Below are 24,956 nucleotides of genomic sequence, written 5' to 3' on the forward strand. Positions count from 1 at the left end.
AATTTACAGATTAACTTCAATTGAAATAGATTCTATTTAATTTAATAATTATTAAATCGTTTGAAAATTAATAAGTTAAATTATTATTGGTTTTATTTTTCATTCGATATACTTATTTTTAAATCATTTTATCTAATCTATTTTAACGGAGAACGTATCAATGGGCATTTCCATGGACGAAAGAATGCAACAACTGTTTCAACAAAAAAATACCAAAGGAATCGGTGAGAACAGTGTTAATGGTGGTCAAGCGGATAACTGTGGTGAAAATACAGGAGTTATAAAGTCAGGTAATGCAACGGATTCTGGTAAGGGGGGCGGTTCAGTCAATGGCGGTCACACGGTTAACCACCATACAAATAGCCATATTATTAAAGGGGGGGATGGTAACAATGAAGGGCTGAACAATGGGGGAGTTGAAGGCGGTCATAGTACAAACTTTGGTTTAAACAATAATGAGTTAAATGGTGGTTCTGCACTGAACAGATTAGGCTCGACTAACAGTGAAAACTCTTTCATTAAAGGGGGTAATGCGATTAGGGAATTACAAAGTGGTATTGAAAAATATCAAGGTATGCAAAAGCAATTAGCGGATGCGAATAAGGAAATTATCCGTAAAAATAATGAATTACTGCAATTGCAGAAAGACATTGAATCCCAAAAACAAGAATTACAACAACAACAGCAAGAATTAGCGGATCAGAAACGTCAATCTCAGGAAGATCAAAATAAATTAAAGGAAGCGAATCAACGCCTAATTAATCATGAACAAGAAAAAGCGCAGCTGAATAATGAGCTCTCAAAAGCCAAACAGAATGTTGAACAATTGCATTCAGATATGCAGATTCAACGTGGTGAAATTGACCGTTTGAAAGCACTTGTTGATCAAGGGAAAAAAGAAATTCAAAGTCTCGAAGCTAAATTGGAGCAAGCAAATGGAGACAAAAATAAATTAGAAGAACGCTTAAAAACACAGCAAGATAGAAATAAAAAACAAGAAGAAAAAATTACCGAACTTCAATGCAAAATTGATGAAAAAAATAAAAAACTCACTGAGTTGAATGAAAAGCTGTTGCGGGTTAATGAAAACAATGAAGGTTTAAATGCCCGAATTACACGTTTGAATAATGATCTTGTTTACCTGACAGGTATCTTAGATGAGAAAGTGCGAAAAGAGTCTGAATGCAGCTCTAAAGTATCTAATTTAAAAGATAAAATTGACTTATTAGAGGTAGAGAAAAAACAATTAGCAGACCGTTTACAACATGGTCGCCAATCTTATTCTGAATTGGAAGAAACATATCGTCTTTATCAGTTATCGGTCAAAACGGATATGGAGACTTTCAAGCAATTAAAACCAATGTTATCTGAAATTGGTGCTTTAGCTACACAAGGTGAGGAAATGCTAAATGATCCTACTAAAAGCTCTTCTAGAGTAGAGTTTTCGTTGAAATCTGTAGAGAAGACGACGACACCATCGCCTGCTATTTCCGCTGGAACGGCACTTAACTCAGGCACCAATTCTGGCTCAGTTCGTGGTGGAGATAGTATTAGCAATTCTGTTGTGGTCGGTGGTTTAGCCATTGAGGATGAGTTAATTGGGAACAAATTAGCTGAAAGTATGAGTGATTTGGCGCAAACCTTAGAAACGATAGCTCAAAATACGAATGATTCAGTCAATGGAGCAGTCGGGCTGTTGGGCATACTGGTAGAAACAAAAACACCCTATCAAGTTTGGTAGTCACGTCTTTATAAATAACAAAGGGCCTGCAATTGCAGGTCCTTTTTGTATGTATGGTGAAGGATTATTCACAGTGAGCTAGCTTTATAGCCAGACCGCCTTGTGATGTTTCACGATACTTAGCATTGATATCTTTGCCTGTTTCATACATGGTTTCGATCACTTTATCGAGACATACGCTTGGCGCACTCACACGGCGTAATGCCATACGTGCGGCATTAACAGCCTTAACAGAGGCAATGGCGTTACGTTCAATACACGGTACTTGCACTTGCCCACCGACTGGGTCACAGGTTAAGCCTAAGTTATGTTCCATGGCGATTTCAGCGGCAACACACACTTGCTCTGGGCTGCCCCCCATTAGCTCCGCTAATCCTGCCGCCGCCATAGAGCAAGCAACACCCACTTCACCTTGGCAACCGACTTCAGCGCCAGAGATGGAGGCATTCATTTTATATAATGTACCAATGACGCCGGACACTAAGAAATAGCGGGTATACGAGTTTTCATTAACTGGGCGAATAAACTTATCGTAGTAGGCTAAAACGGCAGGAATGATCCCACAAGCACCGTTTGTCGGCGCAGTAACAACTCGACCACCTGCCGCGTTCTCTTCATTGACGGCAAGCGCGTACATGTTGATCCAGTCAATGACTGCCATTGGGTCGATATTGTTGTTATCTGAAGTGACTAGCTGGCGACGTAGTGCGGCAGCACGGCGAGGAACACGTAATGGACCGGGTAATAAACCTTCGGTACTCACACCACGTTCAATACCCGACTTCATGACATCCCACACTGCAGCGAGGTATTCAGAAATCTCTTCTTTACTGTGCAGGGCTAACTCATTTTGCATGACTAAAGCCGATAACGATAAGCCAGTCTCTTTGCAATGTTTCTGTAAATCAGCTGCATATTTATAAGGATAGGGAACTTGGACTGCATTTTCAGTTTCTTGACCGAAATGCTCTTCATCGACGATAAATCCACCGCCAATAGAATAATAATTTTTGGTATACAGAACGTGATCACCATCAAACGCAGTAATGGTCATTCCGTTTTCATGTAATGGTAGGTTGGTTGAATGGAAATTCATCCCACCTTCAGTTGGGAAATCAACTTCATGTTGACCATTTGCCAGCAACAGTTTGCCTGTTTGCTCAACATTGCGCATAAATGCTGGGATAGCATCAATATCAATCGTATCGGGCAGATTACCCGCTAAACCCATAATAATCGCCATATCAGTGGCGTGGCCTTTACCTGTCAACGATAAAGAACCATAAACATCGACGGAAATACGTGTGGTTTTAGTGAGAAGATTTTGCTGGATGAGGTCATCGACAAACTGCTTACCGGCTTTCATAGGGCCGACAGTGTGTGAGCTGGATGGTCCGATACCGATTTTAAAAATGTCGAATACGCTAATCATATTCTGTCTTCCTATATTGAAGGATCCCCATCAAACTGCCAATTACAGGGTATTTGTTGTCAGTAAGATGATTATAGAAGATCCCTCAATTAACCAGATTGATATAGGTTAATTGAGGGCTTAGATTTACTTAATTATTTGCTAATTTTTTTAATTAGAAGAATAACTTGTAAGTTGCAGCGGAGATTGCGACTAGACCCATGATAACCACGAAAATGTTGCTGAGTTTACCGGAATATTTACGCATTGCTGGGACTTTACTGATTGCATACATTGGCATCAAGAACAGCAGGATTGCGATGACTGGACCACCTAAACTTTCAATAATATCCAGTACACCTGGGTTCAGCGTTGCGACTAACCACGTTGTTACCAGCATGAACAGCGCAGTACCACGGTTTAATTTCTTGATATCAACAGTTTTACCTTTTGCACGATATGCACGCTCAACTAAACCATTGAAACCTTCACGAGCACCTAGGTAGTGACCTAAGAATGATTTGATGATAGCGATAAAGGCGATGATAGCGGCAGCATACTTGATGAACGGCTGATCAAAGTAACCAGACAGATAGTCAAGGATACTGATGTTTTGCGCTTTAGCAGCAGCAAGATCTGCTGATGATAGCGTGAATACACAGCTGATGACGAAGAACATCACAGTCAGAACCATCAGGATGTGGGCAGAAGCCAAAATGCGTGAACATTTCTTTTCTGCGGCTTCATCATATTCTTCACGTTTTGCCACTGAGAATGCAGAGATGATTGGTGAGTGGTTAAACGCGAACACCATCACTGGAATTGTTAGCCAAATAGTGATCCAAATGCTTTGTCCGCCGGATGCTTTAGCCGCTTCAGCCACGCTATCTAACGATAAAGTACTCAGAGCATCGGAGCTCCAGTGTGGAACCATGTACAGTGAGAATGCAACCAGTACAGCGATGAATGGGAATACCAGCATACTCATGACTTTAACGATGTATTTTTCACCGAATGCCACGATTGCCATGACGCCACCGACTAAAATCAGTGCCAGCAACCAACGTGGTGGAGCGCCAACACCTAAAAGTTCAGTCAGGAATTTGTTGACGTTGTTAGTGATAGAAACACCATAAACTAACAGAATAGGATAAATTGCAAAGAAATAGAGCAGGGTAATCCAGTTACCTGCTGTACGACCAAAATGTTCTTCTACAACTTCAGTAATATCACCGTCTTTTTTCGAGCCAGACAGGACGAAACGAGTTAAACCACGGTGAGCGAAAAATGTCATTGGGAAAGCAAGTACCAACATCAGTAAGACGGGTAGCAGACCACTCATACCTGCGTTGATAGGTAAAAATAAAACGCCAGCACCAATTGCAGTACCGTAAAGACCAAGCATCCATACGGTGTCTGTTTTGCGCCAAGCGGTAGCATTCCCTGTTTGCGAGGCTGTTTTGTTGATGGAACCAACTTTTGTTGTATCCATAATAGTCTCCGAAAATAAAAGTAAAAATAAAAATTGGGTGCCTATATCACTAGGCTCTTAATCTTTTTGTACGATTAATCGACTGTTCCATAAATGTTCATCCAATAAACAATCGGTTAATACACTGTCTAGCCATGAATAATGGTTTAATACGTAACAATCTGATTGGAAATAAAACTCAGATGAATATGAAATTCATTTTCAATCAGTTTTGTAATTTTATAAGTAATTTTTAAAGGTGGATTTTGAGTGTGTGAATCTACATTTTAGCAGAACAAAATGCCGTGATCATTATCTCAAAAGAGAAATATCCCCCATGTTTATCAGGTCACAGTGAATTTTGTAAAATTGTTAATGAAATTTAACTTAGTGCTAGTTTTCATGGATTTTCGGCAATGTTCATAAAATGATTATTCGACAAATTTATTTATATAAAAATACAAAACATTAAAACCGTTATCATGTTAATAAAAAATTTAACGTCAATCAGATGATCAATGACTTGAAAATACGGATGAAAAAACCGCTTTATTCTTTAGAGAAATACCTAGCTGGGGTTTATTTTAACATATTGATATAAAAGGAATTTATTCCTTTACGTTAATTAATTAATAACGTGATTAATTTTTTTGGTTAATTAATGTTCTTGCGAAATATGTTAATTATTTTAGGGGATTTAAGATGGGAAATAGAATACTTATTTTTTGTCGCAAAAAATAATAAGAAATAGTTACAAAATATTTGTTAATTAATTGTTTTAATATTTATTTGATAAATTCAAATAAAGTTATTATCGCTAAAAATAAATGAAAACAAACTTTGATTTAGCTCAATATTTAATGATGGAGAAAATGAAGGGGAAAGTACTGACACTGATAATAGGTCAGTACTTTAAATCACCAATTAAGGTTGCATCCATCCTTTACGAATGAGAGAACCAAATACGAGGTGGTAAAGACGAGTGAGTGGTTGCTGAATAACACTGCCGCCTCCAGCCCAAATCAGCTGAGATAAACCGCAAGAAATAGCACCTAAGATAAATGCACCGATCATGTCTAACGGCCAGTGAACACCAAGATAAATTCGAGACCATGCAATAACGATGGCAGGAACCATAAACACGAAGCCAACCCATGTTCTTAGCCAAAATAAGAAAGCAAAAACAAACGTGAAGACAATAGTTCCATGGTTACTTGGAAAAGACGGAGTTGCGTCGTGATCTAAGAAATTAGAGCCAATGCCCATCACGAAAGGACGCTCATGTGGTGCAAAATAACCAATCAACCAAGAAATTACTAAGCCAATGACAATGGCGTAAGCCGTTTTACAGGCAAAGGCACGTTGGCGAGTCATACTTGACTGCGCGCCCCAAAACCAACACGCAACAGTAAATAGCGGGAAAATAAGGATCAAGCGTTTGGCGATCACCGTGGCTAACGCAATAGTACCACTGGCGGACTCAGGCGTTGCGTTGATCAGATTAAAAAGATCCAGATTTAATTGTTCCAGCACGATCAAAGTACCTCGGACATGTGTTCTCAAGAAGATAGGACATAGCAATGGAATGGGGATAACTCTAGATTGCCCTAGACCTTGCTACTCAAGGTGACAAATTTACTTTTTGTTAAACATTAACTCAATCAATATTTGCTCAATAACAGTGATTTATCAGGGGAAATGTAAAAGCGCTGGGCACAAAAAACCCGATAGCATGAAAGAATCAAATGGCTATCGGGCTCCTCAATATGGGGACATCAAAGAAAAGCAGTGGCACTCATTAAGACTACGAGAAAAGAGGAAAGTTCTCACTATGATCGGAAAATGTGCAATTTTTGATGAAAATATTTTTTCATAGCACAAAAAGAAAAAGTAAAGCCCCAAAAGAGGAATCTCATTTGAGGCTTTATAAAAGAAAGAGCGTTGTAATATTGATTATTTGTACAGGCTCAGATTTTCTTTAGCATATGCTTCGAAATCAGTGCAGCCACCGATGTGTTTCTCATCGATGAAAATTTGAGGCACGGTTTCAACAGTTTTACCCACAGTTTTAGATAAGTCTTCTTTAGAGATACCTTCTGCTTGGATATCAACATAGCGATAGTCGAAGTCGTCACGTTCATTTTTCAGTTTTTCTGCAAGTTCTTTAGCGCGAACACAGTATGGGCAGCCAGGGCGACCAAAAATAACAGTGTACATAATATCTCCTTAAATTTAGAACTCAGATTCTAATGACTAATCAGATACGAAATAATAATGCTCAATACTATGCCAACATCAGCTTAGAAATAAAAGTTGAATTTTCCTTTCATAGCTATAGGCAGCATATATAATTCGCTAATCGTTGTAACAATACTGTCAGTGCAAGGCAATAAAATGAAGGAAAACATCATGGAACAACAGCAAAAACCCACGAAAGAAACGAAGGGAACGATGCGCTCATTAGCGGATATGCCAAAGCCTGTGCTTTTCCTAGAAGGTATTGGAATCATATTATTAGTCACTGTATTACTTGCCACAAATAACTATATTACTCTCCCAGATTGGCTGGCGAGTTCAGGTGCGATCATCTCAATGATACTGGTTGGGATGGGGTGCCTGATCCCTGCGATGATCAACATTATTTGGCGCGCAGTGCATGGACTTACTTTTTTAGGCATTGATAATAAATCGGGCAGCGCAAGCCGTGATCGTCGGCAGTCTAAAAATGATCCAATAGATGATGATAAACCAGACGAAAAGTAGAACTGAGCATGGTTTTACTGGTGTTTAGACTGATGATGTGTGAAAATTATCCGCTTTCTATTTGTTAGAATGAATAGTGTTATTTTTGTTGTGCCGTTATTTTGAGTTGAAGAAGGTTATTGATCATGGACTCCATTTGTTACCCAGATATCTCACAATTACGTGAGTGGCTCGACCAACTCAAAACCTCTTATTTCGAGTGTGATTCTTGTGCTGCGCTGCATCTTCCGCATATGCAAAACATTGATGGAATATTTGATGCGAAACTAGACATTATTAATAATGTCCTCGTGTTATCAGCACTGGCGGAACTTAAGCCAACAGCGATTATTACATTGGTCGCGAATATTAGCCAAATTAATGCCAGCTCGTTAACTGCGAAGGTTTTTCTCGAAATTAATAATGAAAACCTGCCTAAATTAGTCGTCAGCCAATCATTTTCGTTAGGTGCGGGTATGACATACCGCCAATTTAGTCATTTTATTCAAGAAGCGGAAGAGCAAATTTCCAGTATTGTCTTTGAAATCTTCAGTAATAATCTGCTGTATGCTAACCACGATGAGTTTGAAGAAGCCGAAGTGGAAGATGATGAGGTAGAATCTGATTCCGACGATAAACCGTCTGTAATTATTCACTAAATATCCTATGCACTGTGAAAAATATTTGGCAGGAGAATGCCTCTCCTGTCAATGGCTCGAATTATCGCCAGAACAGCAAATTTCCCGCAAACAAAACCATTTGCAATCGTTATTGCCTTCTCTTGATTCGTCCTTATTTTTAACTCCTATAACGGGACCGGCTGAAGCATTTCGCAATAAAGCCAAAATGGTCGTGAGCGGCAGCGTTGAAAAGCCCATTTTGGGGATTGTTAATCGTGATGGTGTTGCTGTCAGTTTGACGGAGTGCCCGTTATATCCGGCCGAGTTTTCTCAAGTTTTTGCGCAGCTTATTCCTTTTATTGCTAGAGCCGGTCTAACGCCTTATAACATTGAGCGTAAGCGCGGTGAGTTAAAATATATTTTGCTGACTCAAAGCTGGCATACCAAGCAATTCATGCTGCGCTTTGTTTTACGCTCCGATAAAAAAATTGCACAGTTACAGAACGCATTGCCTTGGTTACAAGAAAAATTGCCACAATTGGCAGTGATCACCGCCAATATTCAACCTATTCATATGGCTATTTTAGAGGGTGAACAGGAAATTATGTTCACGCAGCAGCATGTGCTGCGGGATGAATTTAACCAAGTTCCTCTATTTATTCGACCACAAAGTTTTTTCCAAACGAATCCGATTGTGGCATCTCAGCTATATCAAACTGCTCGCGAGTGGGTGAAAGCACTGAATATCACTAGCTTATGGGATCTGTTTTGTGGTGTAGGTGGATTTGGTTTGCATTGCGCGGATAAGACAACAAAATTAACGGGCATTGAAATCAGTGCACCAGCGATTGAGTGTGCTCGCCAATCTGCTCAAGAGCTAGGTTTACAGCATGTTGAGTTTCAAGCATTAGATTCCACTAATTTTGCCACTAGCCGTGACGATATTCCTGACTTAGTTCTTGTGAACCCTCCACGTCGTGGTATTGGTAAGAATTTATGCACTTATTTATCGGATATGCATCCTGAGTATATTCTCTATTCCAGCTGCAATGCTCAAACCATGGCACAAGATTTTGCGTTATTATCGGGCTATCAAGTATGTAAAGTACAATTGTTTGATATGTTCCCACATACTGCACACTATGAAGTACTGAGCTTATTGAAGCGCAAGTGATTATTCTCACAGATAGGGGGACTCCCCTATCTATATATCGAAAGTATTAGCTAAATTTAAAAGTATTTTTTAAGACATTTTTTAGGCTAAGCTTTAGTTTCTGAGAGTAAATATCACCATTATTGTTAATATAAACACTACCTTTTTTATTTTTTATCAATGGCAATTTTTCTGCTATAGAGTCAACCATTTTTTTTATATCCGATTCATTAGACGAAATATTCCATTTTTTATAGTGACCATAAATTGTCGCTTTAGTTATATTGGTGATTGGGTCATGGCTTTTTAACTTTAACTTGTACTCATTATTTAAATCTATTTTTACATTGTCCCTTATTAGTTCACTCTTTATGTGATTTTGAATGTCGATATCTTTAAACTCTGGTAATTTCAATGTGTTTTTATAATCTATTTTTCTTTCTATTGATGAGACATCTAATAAACCTTGTTTTGCCGTGGTTTGTAAGACTTTCCCCTTAATATTATAATCATCGATAATTGAAAATAGATGATTATAAAAAACATGTTTGTCTTTAGTTTCTAGTAAACCATAAGTTGGCTGAAAAAATTTATATATTTTTTCATTGCCATTTATTTTAGCAGATATGGCCATTGCATGTGTTTTTGTTGCGACGGAACTATAATAATAGCCCTTGTTGAGCAATGATTCCTCAATATCTTGTTTTATTTCACTGTGTGTTTTTAATGCGTGCTTATCATGTGTGTTTATTTTATGTCCTAAAGTATAGGTGTTGTCATTGATTAACCCAGCACGAATTTTTCTATCAGAAATAATTGCATTGATTTTAGCACTTTCATGATGGAAGTAAGCCTTTAAAATGTACATTGCATTATTTTTAGTTAGTGGTATTTCATTTCTAAGCTTTACTTTTATTTGATCTATTTTTTTAATTGGAATATTGATGCTTTCTAATGAGCTATCTTTACTGTTCATTAAATCTTTCATGAAAAAATCGAAGTGTTTATTGTTTTCTTTTTCTTTAAGGAAAGTAAATTTATTATTTAATATCTCTTCGAAATTTATTGATTTCAATAATTTTTTTAGATAGTTAATGTTGCTTTCTTTATTAAGATTATCACTTATCTCCAGACGGTTAACTTGCTTGGATAAATTATTTAACTCTAAAGCATATTCATAGTCTATTTGATTATTAATCCCAATAGAGAATAAAGTCTCTAAAATAGTTAGATCGAATTTTTTCTTTGAATTTAAAATGTATTTTTCTAACGTATTTTTAGGGAGTTCATTGCTCGATATTGAATTGAATGAATCACTTATGGCTCTTATGTAATGAGTGCCAAGATTATTATTTTCATACATTAAAAAACTGTTACTAATACCTTGGCAAATGCCGATTTCTGCGAGGGATACATTAGATGTTTTAACCAGCCTATTTTCAAATCGATTGGGAATAGTATTTACAATGTAACTTAATATCGTATCTTGCTCTAATGGAATGGAGTACTTAGTTGGTGTAGGCATCAGTAAAATCTCATTTAATTAGTATTACGTAAAAAATCGATACTACTGATACAAAAAGACATCTGCTTTCAAAAATCAATTAGGTTTTAGTTAACTAGCTAAACATATATCGTAGATATAAAAAAGCTCGGCGATTAGCCAAGCTTTTAATAATAATGGACAAGCTTTTAATAACAATGGGTAATAATAAGGCTAGTTACGCTGCTCAAATGCCAGTGCTTTGCGCTCAATCAGACGCATAATTAACGTCAGAATAGCATTCACGACGAGGTAAATAATTCCCGCAGCGACAAATGCCATCACATCCCATGTCTGACCAAATACTTGGCTACTGTAGCCCATAATATCTAGCATCGTAATGGTACTGGCGAGAGAAGTACTTTTGAAAATCAATACCACTTCGTTGGAATAGGATGAGAGTGAACGTTTAAATGCATATGGGAGAATAATTCGCATGGTTTGCAGTTTATTCATCCCTAATGCTTGGCAAGACTGCCATTGACCCGACGGAATCGCTTTTACCGCACCGTGGAATAGCAATGTGGAATACGCAGCACTATTCAATGCCAGCGCAACCATTGCACATATCCATGGGGTCGAAATAAACTCCCACAACATAGGATAATCTTGCAGGGATTTAAACTGGCTTGGACCATTATAAATCAAGAAGAATTGGACTAATAACGGCGTTCCGGTGAATAAGGTGATATAGACCTTAACCGCTTGTGAAACGACGGGCGTTTTGAGGGATAAGATTAGCGTAAAGAAGATAGCTAAAATGAAAGCAACGAACAACGCACTGAAGGTCAGTGACAAGCTGGTTGGTAATCCCGGTAAAATTTGCAGAATTAAATCAATCATTTCGCATCACTCCGTTCAAAACGGGTGGTGCGCAGTTCAATGCGTTTGAGTACCAACTGGCTTAATAGCGTGATAGCGAGGTAAATCAGTCCCACAATGGCGTACCAAGTAAATGGCTCATGGGTGCGGTTTACAATAGTTTTAGTCTGTAGCATTAAGTCATTAACGCTAATTAAGGAGACTAACGCGGTATCTTTGAGTAACACCAACCATTGATTGCCTAAGCCTGGTAAGGCATGGCGCCACATCTGCGGCATGATATAGCGAAAGAAAATGGTTCTTTTGCTTAATCCAAGTGCCAATCCGGCTTCCCATTGACCATAAGGTACAGCTTTTAATGCACCTCGTAGGGTTTGTGAGGCGTAAGAGGCGTATAACAGCGCAAGGGCAATGACACCACAGAAAAATGGAGTGTAATCAAACTCGCCGCTATCAGCAAAGAAAATGCTCGGATCAATTTGGAAAGTACCTTGCCAGAAACCCAAGTTAATGGCGATACCATCCCCTAACAAATTGATTAGCTGGAGCGTTCCAAAATAGACAAACAGCACCACCAGCAATTCGGGCAAACCACGTATCAGTGTGACCCAGCATGTCCCTAAAAAGGCGAGTGGTTTGAATCGAACGGATTCCCACGCAGTAAATAGCATCGCGAGAACTAATCCAAGAATCAGGGCTGAAACGGCAAGGCCGACGGTAATACCGGCGGCACTTGCTAAAAAGAGAAAGTCATTCATTAATTATATCGACTACTGTTGAAACCATTTTTTATGGATAGCATCGTATGTGCCATCTGCTTTAACTTCAGATAAGGCTTTGTTCATCTTATCTAACAATTCTTTGTTACCTTTACGAACGGCGATACCTAAGCCGATGCCGAAGTATTGTGGGTCTGTCACTTTATCGCCGACTGGCGCTAAGTTTTCATTGCCTTTCGCTTTTAACCACTCATCAGCAACTGCGGTGTCACCGAACACAGCGTTAATACGACCATTTTGCAGATCTAAAATCGCAGATTGGTAGTTATCATAGGGAACAACAGTCATGTCTTTATGTTGTTCCATAATATATTTTTGGTGTGTGGTCCCGTTTTGTACCCCAATTTTTTTGCCTTTTAGCTGGTCAACTGCCGTAATTTTATCTTTTACCGCGATAAACTCGGCTGAGTTAGGGTAGTAAGTTTCAGTAAAATCCACTTGTTGTTGACGTTCAGGGGTAATATCGATGCCCGCCATTAACGCTTCAAAACGACGGAATTTCAGGCTTGGGATTAAGCTATCAAAAGATTGGTGTGTGAATGTGCATGTTGCATTCATTTTTGCACACATTGCATTTGCCAGATCCACATCAAAACCAACGATTTGGTTGTTTTTATCAAACATTTCAAACGGGGCATAAGTGGCTTCGGTTGCAAAACGGATCGTCTCTTTTTCCGCCGCAGTCGCAGATAGGGTTACAGCGCCTAATAATGTAGCTAATAATAATTTTTTCATTGCTTAATCCTATATCTATTAGTGGGACAGATAATTTGCAAATGCTGCAGTTTGAGGAGAAGTAAAGTGGCTAGCATCTCCTTGCTCTACAATATGACCGTTTTCCATATAGACCACACGGCTCGCAGTTTTACGGGCAATTTCAACTTCATGGGTCACGATAACTTGTGTGATCCCTGTTGCTGAAAGTTCACGAATAATGTCTACCACTTGGGCGGTGATTTCTGGGTCAAGCGCGGCGGTTGGCTCATCAAATAATAGAACTTGAGGTTCCATCATTAGGGCGCGAGCAATCGCGACACGTTGTTGTTGACCGCCCGATAAATGCAGTGGGTAGCGATTGGCAAATTGAGATAAACGTAAACGCTCTAACAGTTTAGCCGCCTTATCTTGAGCTTGTTGCTTGGTCAATTTCAAGACACGGCACGGCGCTTCGATCAGGTTATCCATGACACTTAAGTGAGGCCATAAATTATATTGCTGGAAAACCATTCCCACATTTTGGCGCAGATCACGAATCGCTTTCGCATCAGGTGCAGTGGAAAAATCAAAGTGATGGTTGGCAATATTTAGCTGACCTGAACGCGGCATCTCTAAAAGATTCAGTACACGCAGTAAAGAACTCTTGCCTGCACCACTGGGCCCAAGTAATACCATTGTCTCACCAGCAGTACACTCTAAGTTAATATCAAAGAGTGCCTGATGGTTGCCGTAGAAACAGTTTATGTTTTTTAATTGAATGCTCATGCTTACCAATAATATCTAAATTAACTATCAGCGATATTAATCCTGTGAGCATATTTATGCAATGTTTTATGCATAAAAATTTGGTTTTTACGCTAAATTTATTCTGGCTTATTGGAGCGATGTTCCGCTATCTGCTCTGTCACAAGCTGTTTGTCCCGTTGAACCGCTAATTCACTAATACGCTTAGCCATGCCTTTAAAGATGAACAAATGCGCTGGCATCATTGCAAACCAATAGAGTAACCCACAGAAGCCCGCAGGGTGCCACCATGCACGAACATCAATTGAGCGTAGGTTTCCACTATCATGAATGGTGAAAGTTAACCGGCCTAAACCTGGCGCTTTCATACCAAAAAGCAAGCTTAGTTGCTTGTTTGGCTCCATATTAATGACTCGCCAGCCATCAACTTCATCACCAACTTGTAAGGTTTCACGATCAGGTCTGCCATATTTAACTTTATTCAGCATCATATCATCCATCATGGCGCGGGTTTTCCAAAGGATGTTGGCGTAAAAATAGCCTTCCTTTCCGCCAATTTGTTGGACGGTATGCCAAAGTGACTCAGTGGATGCGGTTGTGCTGAAGGTGAAGCCGGCTTGTTTAGGGTAGTAACCGTAACCTGGTCGCCAGCGTTTTCTCACTTCAGGGTCGTAGCCCCAATCCGAGTTATCGATAGCACTGGCTTCTTCTGCTAGCGTTGTTCTGACAGCATCATCAAATGAAATCAGTGTCTGTGGGATCAGCTCTCGAATGAGTTTGTCATCTGCAGGTAAGTCATGTTGCAAACCTTGGATCAGCTCTTTTGCGATAGATGGGGGCACCGATGTGATCAGGCTGATAAAGTGTACGGAAATCATGCTGACAGGAATAGGAATTGGAATTAATAAACGGCGTTTTCCGGAGACTTTAATAAATCGTTTGAAGAGCTCCTGATAGCTTATGTATTCAGGACCACCAGCATCCAAAACTCGGCTTTCAGTCACAGGTAGCTGAGCCAATTGAGTCAGGTAGTATAGGATATTTTCAAGGGCGATAGGGGATGACTTCGAACGAACCCAGCGAGGTGGTGTTAAAATGGCGAGGTTATACACCATATCACGCATTATTTCGAAGGCAGCGGAACCGGACCCAACAATAATGGATGCGCGAATTTCAGTCACGGGAATTCCACTTTCACGCAGGATTTCTCCCGTTAAGCGCCTTGCAATTAAGTGCGGTGAATAAGTATGACCGTGTTGCAGGGCACTGAGGTATATCACCTGTTTAACGTTGGAGTTCTGTAATGCGGTTTGCACATTACGAGCTGCCTCACGTTCACGCTCAACGAGGTTAGCTTGATCTGCCATACTGTGAACGAGGAAGTAGACAATATCCACTTCATCCATGATATTTTTTAGGGTTTCGGGTTGATGTAAATCCACATAGATACAACGAGTATCGGACCAACCTTGGGATAGCATCCAGTCTACACGTCGGGCAGCCGCAGTGACTTGATGACCTTCTTCCAATAATTTAGGAATTAAATTTTGCCCAATATAGCCGCTGGCGCCTAGTACTAAAACTCGTGGTTTTCCCGTCATGTTAATTTCCTGTGATACCTAAATTAACGGCTATTGTGACTGAAATTCTACTTATGTAAAGAATGCCATAAGAATTGGCGTAATAAGACTTAAAACGAACCCATGAACGATGGCGGCAGGGACAATTGAAACACCGCCACTGCGTTGCAATACCGGTAAAGTAAAGTCCATCGATGTTGAGCCGCAGATACCTAAAGCGGTTGAGCGATAGCGGTTAATGATCAGCGGGATCAGCATAATCGCCGTTAATTCGCGCAATAAGTCATTAAAGAATGCAGCGCTGCCCATAACAGGACCATAGGCATCGGTAATTAAGATCCCTGTGAGGGAATACCAACCAAATCCAGAGGCAATCGCCAACCCCATTTTGATAGGAAGTCCAAGGAAAAAGGCGGCGGCTGCGCCACCTATAAGGGCGCTGACCCCCATGACTAAGGCGATAGTTGTTCCTCGGCGGTTGATTAAAATTTGTCGAATATGCATTCCGCTATTACGCAGTTGAACCCCGACGAGTAAGAGCAGCAACATGAGGGCGACTTGGCTACCTTTATCCGCATAATGTAGAAATTTAAACCCCGTTAAGCCCACCAGAAAACCCACCAGTAATACACCGCACAGTTGCAAGGATTCAAAGACCATTTTGATGCGAGAAGGGGGTTTTTCTTGCTTGTGTTGCGGGACTTTCCACGGATCAAGTTTATCGAGAAGGATTAATGAGAGTGCATTTAAGCCAAAAATGCAGCCGAAGAAGGTTAGGGCATAAACTAAAATGGACACTAAATGGGCACTGAGGTTTTCAAGCAACGCGAGGGTAATACCCATTAAAAATAAAATCACGTACACCATCGAGTTTAAAGATTGATGAACTCGATGAAGAACATTTTTATTTTTTATAGGTATCAAGTAACCAAGAACCAGAGGTAAAAGAATAATCAGCAAGCCAGAATACATGTCGGTGCCCTTTTTATTTCATTAACTACACATAAATTATATCAATATAAACAAAAGATTATATTTAAACTTTCAGGGGTATTGCTATCGAAACAGTAATAAATTTAGCCTGTGATGCTAAATATCATGTAGGTGACAGATATTTTTCAATGGCTGACTAACTAAAAATAGGAGAAAAATGCTGGAAAATAAAGCATAAACATCCTATATCACCAATTAAATAAGCTCAATACAGGAACATGTATCGTAACGTGTTTTTTTGTACTATTTTGACTCGTCTAGTAATTAGTTAGCTAAATAAGTAAGCTTTTATTTGTGATAGTTCAGGTTGTTTCACGGATTCCTGAATGGTTGAGATGTTACAATCGAACTCAGTTTTGACAGTAAGGGGAGAGATATGTATCTGGAACGTGTGGAAATATATGGATTTAGAGGGATCAACCGGCTTTCTTTAGAGCTTAACAATAATACTGTCTTGATTGGTGAAAACTCGTGGGGTAAATCGAGTCTACTTGATGCCTTGGATATTTTGCTCTCTCCCGATCATCGTGAATACCAGTTTAATGCTAATGATTTTCACCATCCAACAGGGGATGATGAAACGCGTTTTCGTACTTTGCAGATAGTCCTAAAGTTCTGTGAAAGCCGCCCAGGTCGACATCAGTCTTATCGTTTTCAAAATCTAGCCTCTGTCTGGGTTGATAATGGGGACGATCTAAAACATATTTTGTACCGAGTGAGCGCCGAATTAAAAGACGATAATAGTGTTGTAGTGGATAAGTGTTTCCTAAATTCAGGAGGGAACAAGCTATCTCTTGATAATGTCGGAAAGTACATTAAGGAAATTATTCGTTTATATCCCGCGATCCGCTTACGAGATGCCCGCTTTTTAAACACCATTAATCCGAATACGATCCAGGGTGGGGATAACCATTTTCGTGAAAACTTTAATCACCAGATTAAAGAGCTAACCATGGCGTTGGTGAATAACCCTGAACGATTAAGTGATAATGACCTTGAAGATGGTGTGGACGCAATGCAGCAATTGCTGAGCCATTATTTTTCAGGAAAAAGCGGTCATATGGTGAAAGCGGATAATTCAATCATTAGCTTAGAACCTCGGAAACGCGGCTGGCAAGCATTGGATAATATTAACCGGCTGATTGCAAAACCTAATCAACGTAATATTCGCCTAATTATCTTAGGGATGTTTTCATCATTATTGCAATCTAAAGGGAATATCGAGCTCGATAAACATGCTCGCCCAATTATTATTGTGGAAGACCCTGAGACGCGGCTACATCCTATTATGTTATCTATTGCTTGGGGGCTATTTAGCTTATTCTCATTGCAGCGGATTACAACGACCAACTCTGGCGATTTACTTTCTCAGGCGCCAATTGACAGTTTATGTCGCCTTGTGCGTGATACCAATAAGGTATCGGCATATCGTCTTAGCCCCCAAGATTTAAGTGCGGAAGAGCTACGCAAAATATCATTCCATATTCGTTTTAATCGACCATCTGCATTATTTGCCCGTTGTTGGTTATTGGTCGAAGGTGAAACAGAGATTTGGTTAATGAGTGAATTTGCGAGGCAGTGTAATTATTTCTTCGAAACGGAAGGCATTAAAGTCATTGCTTTTGCGCAGAGTGGTTTGAAACCATTATTAAAATTTGCCAATAAAATGGGGATTGAGTGGCATGTATTAACGGATGGGGATGAGGCAGGAAGGAAATATGCCGCAACTGCCACCCATTACGCGAATAAAATTAATTCTTCAGACCGAGACCGTTTAACGATGTTACCTGCACCCGATATGGAGCATTTTCTCTATCGTGAAGGGTTTCAAGGCTTGTACCATGAAATTGCGGAAATCCCTGAAAATGCAAGGGTTTCAACCCGTCGGGTTATCTTAAAAGCGATTGCTCGAACCTCGAAGCCTGACTTAGCACTTGCGACAGTGAATCGTGCAGCTGAATTGGGTCCAGACGCAGTGCCATTAGTGTTAAGAAACATGTTCTCTCGCGTTGCATGGCTCGCGCGTGGTAAGGCGTATTGATATAAATTGCAGTTAATCTTAAATCTGTTTAGTGAAGATAGATAATTATTCAGCTATCTTATTTTCAAGGGAGGGGCGGCCCTCTTATTGAAAATAGGAACGTGAGTAATGAAGGCAACATCAAGAAAAAAATGGATTTATGGTATTTTAGCCTTGCTTATGGGGAGCATGATTGCGTGGTATTTTCTTGGTAATCAGAAACCAGAAAGTTACCAAACGGTTGATGTAACCCGTGGTGATTTAGATAAGCAGGTTCTCGCAACAGGGAAGTTAGATGCTGTGCGGAAAGTTGATGTTGGTGCGCAAGTCAGTGGTCAATTACAAGCGTTATATGTAAAAGAAGGCGATACGGTCAAAAAAGGCGACCTGCTGGCGGTGATTGATCCACAAAAGGCGCAAAACGAGGTCACCGAATCCCAAGAAACCATTCATGAATTAGAGTCGAATTTGGCACTGGCTCAAGCCGAATTAAAATTGGCGCAAGTGACCTATCAGCGTCATTTAAGCTTATCAAAAGTGCAAGCGGTGTCTCGCCAAGAACTGGATAAAGCCAGGACTGACGTCGAGGTGAATAAAGCCAAAGTTGCCACGTATCAGTCACAAATTAAACGCAATCGCGCCTCTTTAGATACGGCAAAAACCAATTTGAAGTATACCCAAATTACTGCACCGATGGATGGCATTGTGACGTTTATCAAAACGTTGCAGGGGCAAACTGTGATTGCAGCTCAAGAAGCACCGACGATTTTGACGTTGGCGGATCTGGATACAATGTTGGTAAAAGCTGAAGTGTCTGAAGCCGATGTTATCTATCTTGAACCAGGGCAAAGTGCGTCTTTTACCGTGTTGGGTGCACCAGATAAAAAATTTGCGGGAAAACTGAAAGATATCCTTCCTACGCCTGAAAAAATCAATGATGCGATTTTTTACTACGCGCGCTTTGAAGTACCAAATCCCCAGCATTTATTAAAGTTGCAAATGACTGCGCAAGTGGTGATTGAACTTGAATCTCATAAAAATGTGTTATTGCTTCCGTTGCTCGCTTTAGGAAATGAAGTTTCTCCACAGGTTTATGAAGTGGAGGTGTTGAATGGCGGTGTACCACAAAAGAGAACCGTTGAAATTGGTAGCCGCAATGATGTCTCCGTTGAGATTATTAAAGGGCTGCAAGAAGGGGATAAAGTCATCACTAATCGCAGTAGTGATACGGAATTGTAATCATGGCAACCTTACTTGAGCTGCATAACATTACACGGCGATACCCTGCGGGTGAGCAGGAAATCACGGTACTAAAAAAGGTTTCGCTGAAAATACATTCAGGGGAGATGGTGGCGATTATCGGAGCATCAGGCTCAGGAAAATCGACGTTGATGAATATCCTTGGGTGTTTAGATAAACCATCCTCAGGCGAGTACTATGTTGCAGGGCAAAATATCGCAGAGTTAGATAATGATCAGCTGGCGCAATTACGTCGTGAACATTTTGGTTTTATTTTTCAACGCTATCATTTGTTAAGCCATTTGAGTGCAGAGCAGAACGTTGAAATTCCTGCTATTTATGCGGGAGCTGGTAAGGCGCAACGACAGGAACGAGCAGAAAAATTGCTGCAACGTTTAGGCTTAGGGGAGCGCGTCAATTATCGTCCTAGCCAGCTGTCTGGAGGGCAACAGCAGCGAGTCAGTATTGCTCGGGCACTCATGAATGGTGGTCAGGTTATTTTAGCGGATGAGCCTACTGGGGCGCTAGATAGCCATTCAGGGGAAGAGGTGATGAAGATTTTAAAAGATCTTTGTGCCCAAGGACACACGGTGATTATCGTCACCCATGACCCAAAAGTAGCGCAACAAGCAGAACGGATTGTTGAAATCAAAGATGGCGAAATCATTAATGATTCTGGTGCACTTGCGGTAAAAGTCGCTGAATTTCCAGCCAAAGCCGTCATACGGAAAAATCCATTAGGTCAGTGGGTTAGCCGATTCAGTGAAGCGCTGCTGATGGCATGGCGAGCGATGGTCGTGAATAAAATGCGCACCTTACTGACCATGTTGGGGATTGTGATTGGTATTGCATCGGTGGTCTCCATTATGGTGATTGGTGATGCGGCTAAAGGGATGGTATTGAATGATATTAAATCGATTGGGACCAATACGATCTCGGTGTATCCCGGCAAAGATTTTGGTAGTGATGACCCTGAAAACCGCCAAGTATTGAAAGCCTCGGACATTTCAGCAATTGCTCAGCAGCCTTATGTACAGTCAGTGACTGGCTCTATTGAAACATCCGCGCGGTTACGTAAAGGTAATTTGGATGCGGTTGCTCGGGTGTCTGGGGTAGGAACCGATTATTTCCAAGTTTATGGAAGCCATTTTTCTGAAGGGATGGGATTCACTCAGGATATGCTAACTCGGCGTGCGCCTGTAGTTGTCATTGATAGAAATACGAAACGACGTTTTTTCCCGAACAAACAGAATGTGGTGGGTGAAACATTACTTATTGGCAATATGCCCGCTACGATTATCGGAGTATTGGGGGAGCAAAAGTCAATTTTTGGCTCCAGTAAAAGTTTAGAGGTATTTTTACCAGATACCACCATTAACAGTAAGCTCATTAACCGTTCTTACTATGACAGCATTGTGGTGAGAGTAAATGAAGGTGTTGATGCCAAAGTGGCTGAGCAACAACTGGTGCGTTTGCTTACGCTGCGTCATGGTAAGAAGGATATTTTTACTTATAACATTGATACATTGGTTAAAACGGCTGAAAAAACCACACAAACGATGCAGCTCTTTTTAACCCTCGTCGCCGTAATTTCTTTAGTGGTCGGGGGTATTGGTGTGATGAACATTATGTTGGTATCCGTAACGGAAAGAACCCGTGAAATTGGGATTCGGATGGCGGTAGGAGCACGAACTTCGGATGTTATGCAGCAATTTTTAATTGAAGCGGTATTAGTGTGCCTTATCGGTGGCTTAATGGGGATTGGGTTATCTTATGGCGTGAGCTTAATTGCCCAAATGGCGCTACCAGGTTGGACATTTGAATTTGATCCTATCGCGCTAATCAGTGCATTTGCCTGCTCCACTGCAATTGGGGTTATTTTTGGTTTCCTACCCGCCAAAAACGCGGCCAAATTGAACCCAATTGATGCATTAGCGAGAGAGTGATTTTTTAATTGGCGGTGATGTAAAAAGTTGCTGAGAAAATATCAGCAACTTTTTTCTCATGATATAAGCAATTTTTTGAATGAAAAAATTGGAAAATGGCTGTTTAGGTCGAATATTTTGTGAGATTAAGCGCAATGAAAAGAGAAACTACTCTAAATTGGCGTGTCGAAATTAGAATTATCTATTGGGGATAACTCTTTTTATGAAATTTCTCTAATCAAATGTGGAGTTTTTAACCCATTAATTTACAGCTTATTTTGTTTTTATCTCCTCCTATATCTCCTCTTATTTAAATAACCGATAATAAAAAAGCTATCAAAAAGGTAAATTCTACTTGCGGTTTGGTACTGATCGTGGATATCATTCGTCTTGTAGAATAAATGAAACCTAGTTCCATTAAATGGAACTTTAGCGAAAAGCCAATAAATCACAAGTAAAGACTCATACACAGCAGGCATGAAAAATGGCAAATAAAGCAGGTGAAGATTATTCTCTGGCGCGGGTACCGCAAAGTGCTCGTCGACCGTTTTATGAAGTGTTGATCCTCCGTATCGGTTCACTCGCTTGCGTTTCGCAAGTGATGCTAGGTGCAGCTCTTGGGTATGGATTAACGTTTTGGCAGGCGTTTTGGGCAACGATGCTCGGCTCTGTAATTTTACAGGTCGTCAGCTGGGGGCTTGGAGCAGCTGCTTGTCGCGAAGGAATGTCAATCAGTCTACTGTCTCGGTGGGCTGGTTTTGGAAAGCTAGGATCTGCATTAATTGGAGGAGCGATTGCTATCTCCTTAATGGGTTGGTTCGGCGTCCAAAATGGTTTCTTCGCTGATGGTATGTATAAAGCGACTAACGTGCTAACACCAGGGACCTGGTCGCTTATTACAGGTATTGCGGTGACAATTATTACGGTATATGGATATCGCTTTTTATCTATTACCGCGAATATTTCAACACCGCTCTTTTTATTCGCACTCGGTTGGGCAACTTATAATTTATTATCAGGACAGGATATTGGTTCGTTAATCAATGCCACTGAACCTGCCGGACCGTTAATGACTATGCCAGCGGCAATTACCATGGTTGCTGGTGGATTTATCATCTCTGCTGTGACAACACCAGACATCAGCCGCTTTATGCATAAGCCGAAAGATGTGTTCTGGATGACCTTAATTGGTACGTTCTGTGGCGAGCTTTTCGTCAACATGATTGCAGTTTTAATGGCTTTAGCATTACGTACAAGCCAAGTTTTTGATTTGATGATGGCGTTGACTGGATTGCTAGGTGCATCGATTGTTATCTTCTCAACAATTAAAATGAATGATATCAATCTTTATTCTTCGTCACTGGGCTTTTCAACATTGTTGAACGCCATCTTTAATAAGCGCTTTGATCGCCGTTATTTAACATGGGTAATTGGTATTTTTGGTACTGTTGCTTCTATGTTAGGCATCTTAGATAACTTTATTAGCTTCTTAATTTATCTCGGTATTTCGATTCCGCCTGTCGCGGGCATTATGGTTGTAGATTACTACCTTTTAAAACGTGACAGAAAAGAACTGGATATTACCCGGGAACAAGGCATTTTACCGACACGCTGTGAAGCATATAACCCAGTAACATTAGTTGCGTGGTGTTGTGCTGTTATCGTGGGTTGGGGAACGTCTGCTCTGGGTCCATTTAATGCAGATATTGGTGTTCCAGCATTGAACTCTTTGCTGGTTGGTGCGGTGGCTTATTGGATTGGTATGCGACTATTAGCCGCATTCCGAGGCGAGAAAGGAACCCATTTCCGCCAAGTTTCTCATTTAGATTGAGGGCAGATAGATGACCGATAACCGAGTAAAAGTGGCTTTGGCTCAATTTAATTCTGAGCTCGGAAATAAAACAGGTAATTTGCAGCGTATGGCGCAACTGTGCGAGCAGGCGGCATCTCAAGGCGCTAAATTAATCTGTTTCCCAGAGTTGGCGACAACGGGTTATCGGGGCGATCTATTATCCACAAAATTATGGGATTTAAGCGATTTTGAAGGCAGTGAAACTGACTGCCTATTTAGCCAGTTGGCTTCCCGCTTAGATATTACGATTGTGTCAGGGTTTGCTGAGCGCGGTGAGCGTCTTGGTGAAGTTTACAACGCGGTGGGTGTATGGAATCCAGGCTGTGAAAATATCAGTGGTGTATTTCGTAAAGTTCATGCGTTTGGTATTGAAAAACAATGGTTCAAAAGCGGGGATAGCTTCCCCGTGTTTGAGACACCCATCGGTAAGATAGGTGTGATGATTTGTTATGACATGGGATTCCCTGAAGTCGCTCGGATCCTCACGTTACAAGGTGCGGAGTTATTGATTGCGCCTTCAGCGTGGTGTATTCAAGACCGAGATATGTGGGATATCAATACGGCATGTCGTGCATTAGAAAATGGGACTCATCTTCTGGCGGTTAATCGCTGGGGACATGAAGAAGATTTACACCTGTTTGGTGGTAGTAAAATTGTCGGTCCACGAGGGCAAGTGCTATGCGAGGCATCTTGTGAAAGTGAAGCGCTATTAGTCGGTGAAATTGATTTTCGCCTTCAAGCACATACGCGATTAAATGTGCCTTATTTAAGAGACAGAAAGCCTCTAAATTATGGCTTACTGGCGCAGGAAATGCAGGTATGAGTATTTTAACAAGTGTTGTCGATGTGTTTCGCCTATTTTTACGTTCAGGTGATGAGCTCACGGTGACTACATTGGTAAATGAGTTGTCCATGCCTAAAAGTTCTGCTTCACGTCTGTTAAAGCAGATGGCAGAACTGGGGTTGCTCGAAAAGAAAAATAACGCACCGATTTATCGTCCAGGGTTATTGATTATGGAAATTGCCCATCGGGCTCGAGGCATGAACCATTTAATCGATATGGCGTTGGAAGTATTAGACAGTTTGACGAAAGATACTGGGTTTACCAGTTATGTTTCCGCATTAGACGAAGATAAAGTGCGTGTCGTACATGCACGATTTGGTAACAGTATGCTGCAAGTCATTACGCAGCCAGGAACTCGTTTACCGATTGGCGGAACCTCAACTGGACGTGCGTTATTAGCACGATTACCCGTCAATGAACGGACAAACTTAATTAATTTAGAACCTGAAGACACACGGTCCCGTTTAAAAGAGCGTATTGACGCGATTACACAACGCGGTTGGGAGTTTTCAGTCAATGAGTCAGTTGCAGGTGTCGCTTCCGTATCCAGTACGGTGTACGACCCTTCACAAAATACATTGTATGCGTTGTGTTTAAGTCTTCCAGAGTCGCAAATGACCGATGAGATAATGACACAGCTGTCTCAAGACCTTTGCCGTAAGGCGTCTTATCTAGGTTGCATGGTAGGCGATCCTTATTGGCTAGAGCGTAGTGCCAAGTAGTCAAAAGCCTTGTGATATAAAGCAGTAAAAATAGTCGT

The 24,956-nt window shown here is 40.6% G+C and carries 21 protein-coding genes; 10 read left to right on the top strand and 11 right to left on the bottom strand.

Annotated elements, in window-relative coordinates:
* Positions 1-184: 184 nt before the first annotated feature.
* A complete protein-coding gene (locus tag PROVALCAL_RS03320) occupies positions 185-1,741 on the top strand; it encodes a coiled-coil domain-containing protein (protein WP_226890327.1) in 1,557 nt (518 codons plus the stop codon).
* Positions 1,742-1,805: 64 nt separating this feature from the next.
* Here the strand turns inward: PROVALCAL_RS03320 and PROVALCAL_RS03325 are convergent, their stop codons facing one another.
* The 4 genes from PROVALCAL_RS03325 to PROVALCAL_RS03340 all read right to left on the bottom strand — a co-directional run bounded on the left by PROVALCAL_RS03325 (position 1,806) and on the right by PROVALCAL_RS03340 (position 6,840).
* Positions 1,806-3,173: an L-serine ammonia-lyase gene (locus tag PROVALCAL_RS03325; protein ID WP_006657689.1), complete on the bottom strand. Its 1,368-nt coding sequence runs from the start codon at positions 3,171-3,173 to the stop codon at positions 1,806-1,808.
* 154 nt (positions 3,174-3,327) lie between these two features.
* Complete coding sequence (locus PROVALCAL_RS03330) at positions 3,328-4,644, bottom strand: serine/threonine transporter (RefSeq protein WP_006657690.1); 1,317 nt, start codon at positions 4,642-4,644, stop codon at positions 3,328-3,330.
* A gap of 903 nt (positions 4,645-5,547) precedes the next feature.
* A complete protein-coding gene (ybjG, locus tag PROVALCAL_RS03335) occupies positions 5,548-6,156 on the bottom strand; it encodes an undecaprenyl-diphosphate phosphatase (protein ID WP_006657692.1) in 609 nt (202 codons plus the stop codon).
* Positions 6,157-6,576: 420 nt separating this feature from the next.
* Positions 6,577-6,840, bottom strand: a complete 264-nt coding sequence (locus PROVALCAL_RS03340) for a GrxA family glutaredoxin (protein WP_006657693.1) — start codon at positions 6,838-6,840, stop codon at positions 6,577-6,579.
* Positions 6,841-7,032: 192 nt separating this feature from the next.
* On the opposite strand from PROVALCAL_RS03340, the gene PROVALCAL_RS03345 reads away from it, so the two are divergent.
* From PROVALCAL_RS03345 to rlmC, 3 genes are all read left to right on the top strand, one after another.
* A complete protein-coding gene (locus PROVALCAL_RS03345) occupies positions 7,033-7,386 on the top strand; it encodes a YbjC family protein (protein WP_006662250.1) in 354 nt (117 codons plus the stop codon).
* A 125-nt stretch (positions 7,387-7,511) separates the two neighbouring features.
* Positions 7,512-8,024 carry a YbjN domain-containing protein gene (locus PROVALCAL_RS03350; protein WP_006657695.1) on the top strand — a complete coding sequence of 171 codons (513 nt, stop codon included), beginning with the start codon at positions 7,512-7,514 and terminating at the stop codon, positions 8,022-8,024.
* Positions 8,025-8,031: 7 nt separating this feature from the next.
* The gene (gene rlmC / locus PROVALCAL_RS03355) at positions 8,032-9,159 is read left to right on the top strand and encodes a 23S rRNA (uracil(747)-C(5))-methyltransferase RlmC (protein ID WP_006657696.1); all 1,128 of its coding nucleotides are present in this window, start codon (positions 8,032-8,034) and stop codon (positions 9,157-9,159) included.
* Positions 9,160-9,205: 46 nt separating this feature from the next.
* Here the strand turns inward: rlmC and PROVALCAL_RS03360 are convergent, their stop codons facing one another.
* The 7 genes from PROVALCAL_RS03360 to PROVALCAL_RS03390 form a co-directional block, all read right to left on the bottom strand.
* Positions 9,206-10,663, bottom strand: coding sequence for a hypothetical protein (locus tag PROVALCAL_RS03360; protein WP_006657697.1), 1,458 nt, complete (start codon positions 10,661-10,663; stop codon positions 9,206-9,208).
* 192 nt (positions 10,664-10,855) lie between these two features.
* Entirely contained in the window at positions 10,856-11,524 is a 669-nt protein-coding gene (gene artM / locus PROVALCAL_RS03365; protein ID WP_006657698.1) for an arginine ABC transporter permease ArtM, read from the bottom strand.
* Positions 11,521-12,261, bottom strand: a complete 741-nt coding sequence (artQ, locus tag PROVALCAL_RS03370) for an arginine ABC transporter permease ArtQ (RefSeq protein WP_006657699.1) — start codon at positions 12,259-12,261, stop codon at positions 11,521-11,523. The genes artM and artQ overlap by 4 nt, the downstream gene beginning before the upstream one ends.
* Before the next feature lie 12 nt (positions 12,262-12,273).
* Positions 12,274-13,017 carry an arginine ABC transporter substrate-binding protein gene (artJ, locus tag PROVALCAL_RS03375; RefSeq protein WP_006657700.1) on the bottom strand — a complete coding sequence of 248 codons (744 nt, stop codon included), beginning with the start codon at positions 13,015-13,017 and terminating at the stop codon, positions 12,274-12,276.
* An 18-nt stretch (positions 13,018-13,035) separates the two neighbouring features.
* Complete coding sequence (artP, locus tag PROVALCAL_RS03380) at positions 13,036-13,764, bottom strand: arginine ABC transporter ATP-binding protein ArtP (protein ID WP_006657701.1); 729 nt, start codon at positions 13,762-13,764, stop codon at positions 13,036-13,038.
* Between the two features lie 98 nt (positions 13,765-13,862).
* A complete protein-coding gene (locus tag PROVALCAL_RS03385) occupies positions 13,863-15,344 on the bottom strand; it encodes a DUF2867 domain-containing protein (protein WP_006657702.1) in 1,482 nt (493 codons plus the stop codon).
* Positions 15,345-15,395: 51 nt separating this feature from the next.
* Positions 15,396-16,295, bottom strand: coding sequence for a LysO family transporter (locus tag PROVALCAL_RS03390; protein WP_006657703.1), 900 nt, complete (start codon positions 16,293-16,295; stop codon positions 15,396-15,398).
* A 397-nt stretch (positions 16,296-16,692) separates the two neighbouring features.
* Here PROVALCAL_RS03390 and PROVALCAL_RS03395 point away from each other — a divergent pair, with 397 nt between their 5' ends.
* From PROVALCAL_RS03395 to PROVALCAL_RS03420, 6 genes are all read left to right on the top strand, one after another.
* Positions 16,693-18,357 carry an ATP-dependent nuclease gene (locus PROVALCAL_RS03395; RefSeq protein WP_006657704.1) on the top strand — a complete coding sequence of 555 codons (1,665 nt, stop codon included), beginning with the start codon at positions 16,693-16,695 and terminating at the stop codon, positions 18,355-18,357.
* Positions 18,358-18,465: 108 nt separating this feature from the next.
* Entirely contained in the window at positions 18,466-19,575 is a 1,110-nt protein-coding gene (gene macA, locus PROVALCAL_RS03400; protein ID WP_006657705.1) for a macrolide transporter subunit MacA, read from the top strand.
* Positions 19,576-19,577: 2 nt separating this feature from the next.
* Positions 19,578-21,521 carry a macrolide ABC transporter ATP-binding protein/permease MacB gene (gene macB / locus PROVALCAL_RS03405; RefSeq protein WP_006657706.1) on the top strand — a complete coding sequence of 648 codons (1,944 nt, stop codon included), beginning with the start codon at positions 19,578-19,580 and terminating at the stop codon, positions 21,519-21,521.
* Positions 21,522-21,984: 463 nt separating this feature from the next.
* Positions 21,985-23,331: a purine-cytosine permease family protein gene (locus PROVALCAL_RS03410; protein WP_006657708.1), complete on the top strand. Its 1,347-nt coding sequence runs from the start codon at positions 21,985-21,987 to the stop codon at positions 23,329-23,331.
* A gap of 10 nt (positions 23,332-23,341) precedes the next feature.
* The gene (locus tag PROVALCAL_RS03415; protein WP_006657709.1) at positions 23,342-24,175 is read left to right on the top strand and encodes a nitrilase-related carbon-nitrogen hydrolase; all 834 of its coding nucleotides are present in this window, start codon (positions 23,342-23,344) and stop codon (positions 24,173-24,175) included.
* A complete protein-coding gene (locus PROVALCAL_RS03420) occupies positions 24,172-24,918 on the top strand; it encodes an IclR family transcriptional regulator (protein WP_006657710.1) in 747 nt (248 codons plus the stop codon). Before PROVALCAL_RS03415 ends, PROVALCAL_RS03420 begins: the two co-directional genes overlap by 4 nt.
* Positions 24,919-24,956 lie beyond the last annotated feature (38 nt).

Origin of the sequence: Providencia alcalifaciens DSM 30120, from assembly GCF_000173415.1 — a bacterium.
In the GTDB taxonomy this organism is placed as follows: Bacteria; Pseudomonadota; Gammaproteobacteria; order Enterobacterales; family Enterobacteriaceae; genus Providencia; species Providencia alcalifaciens.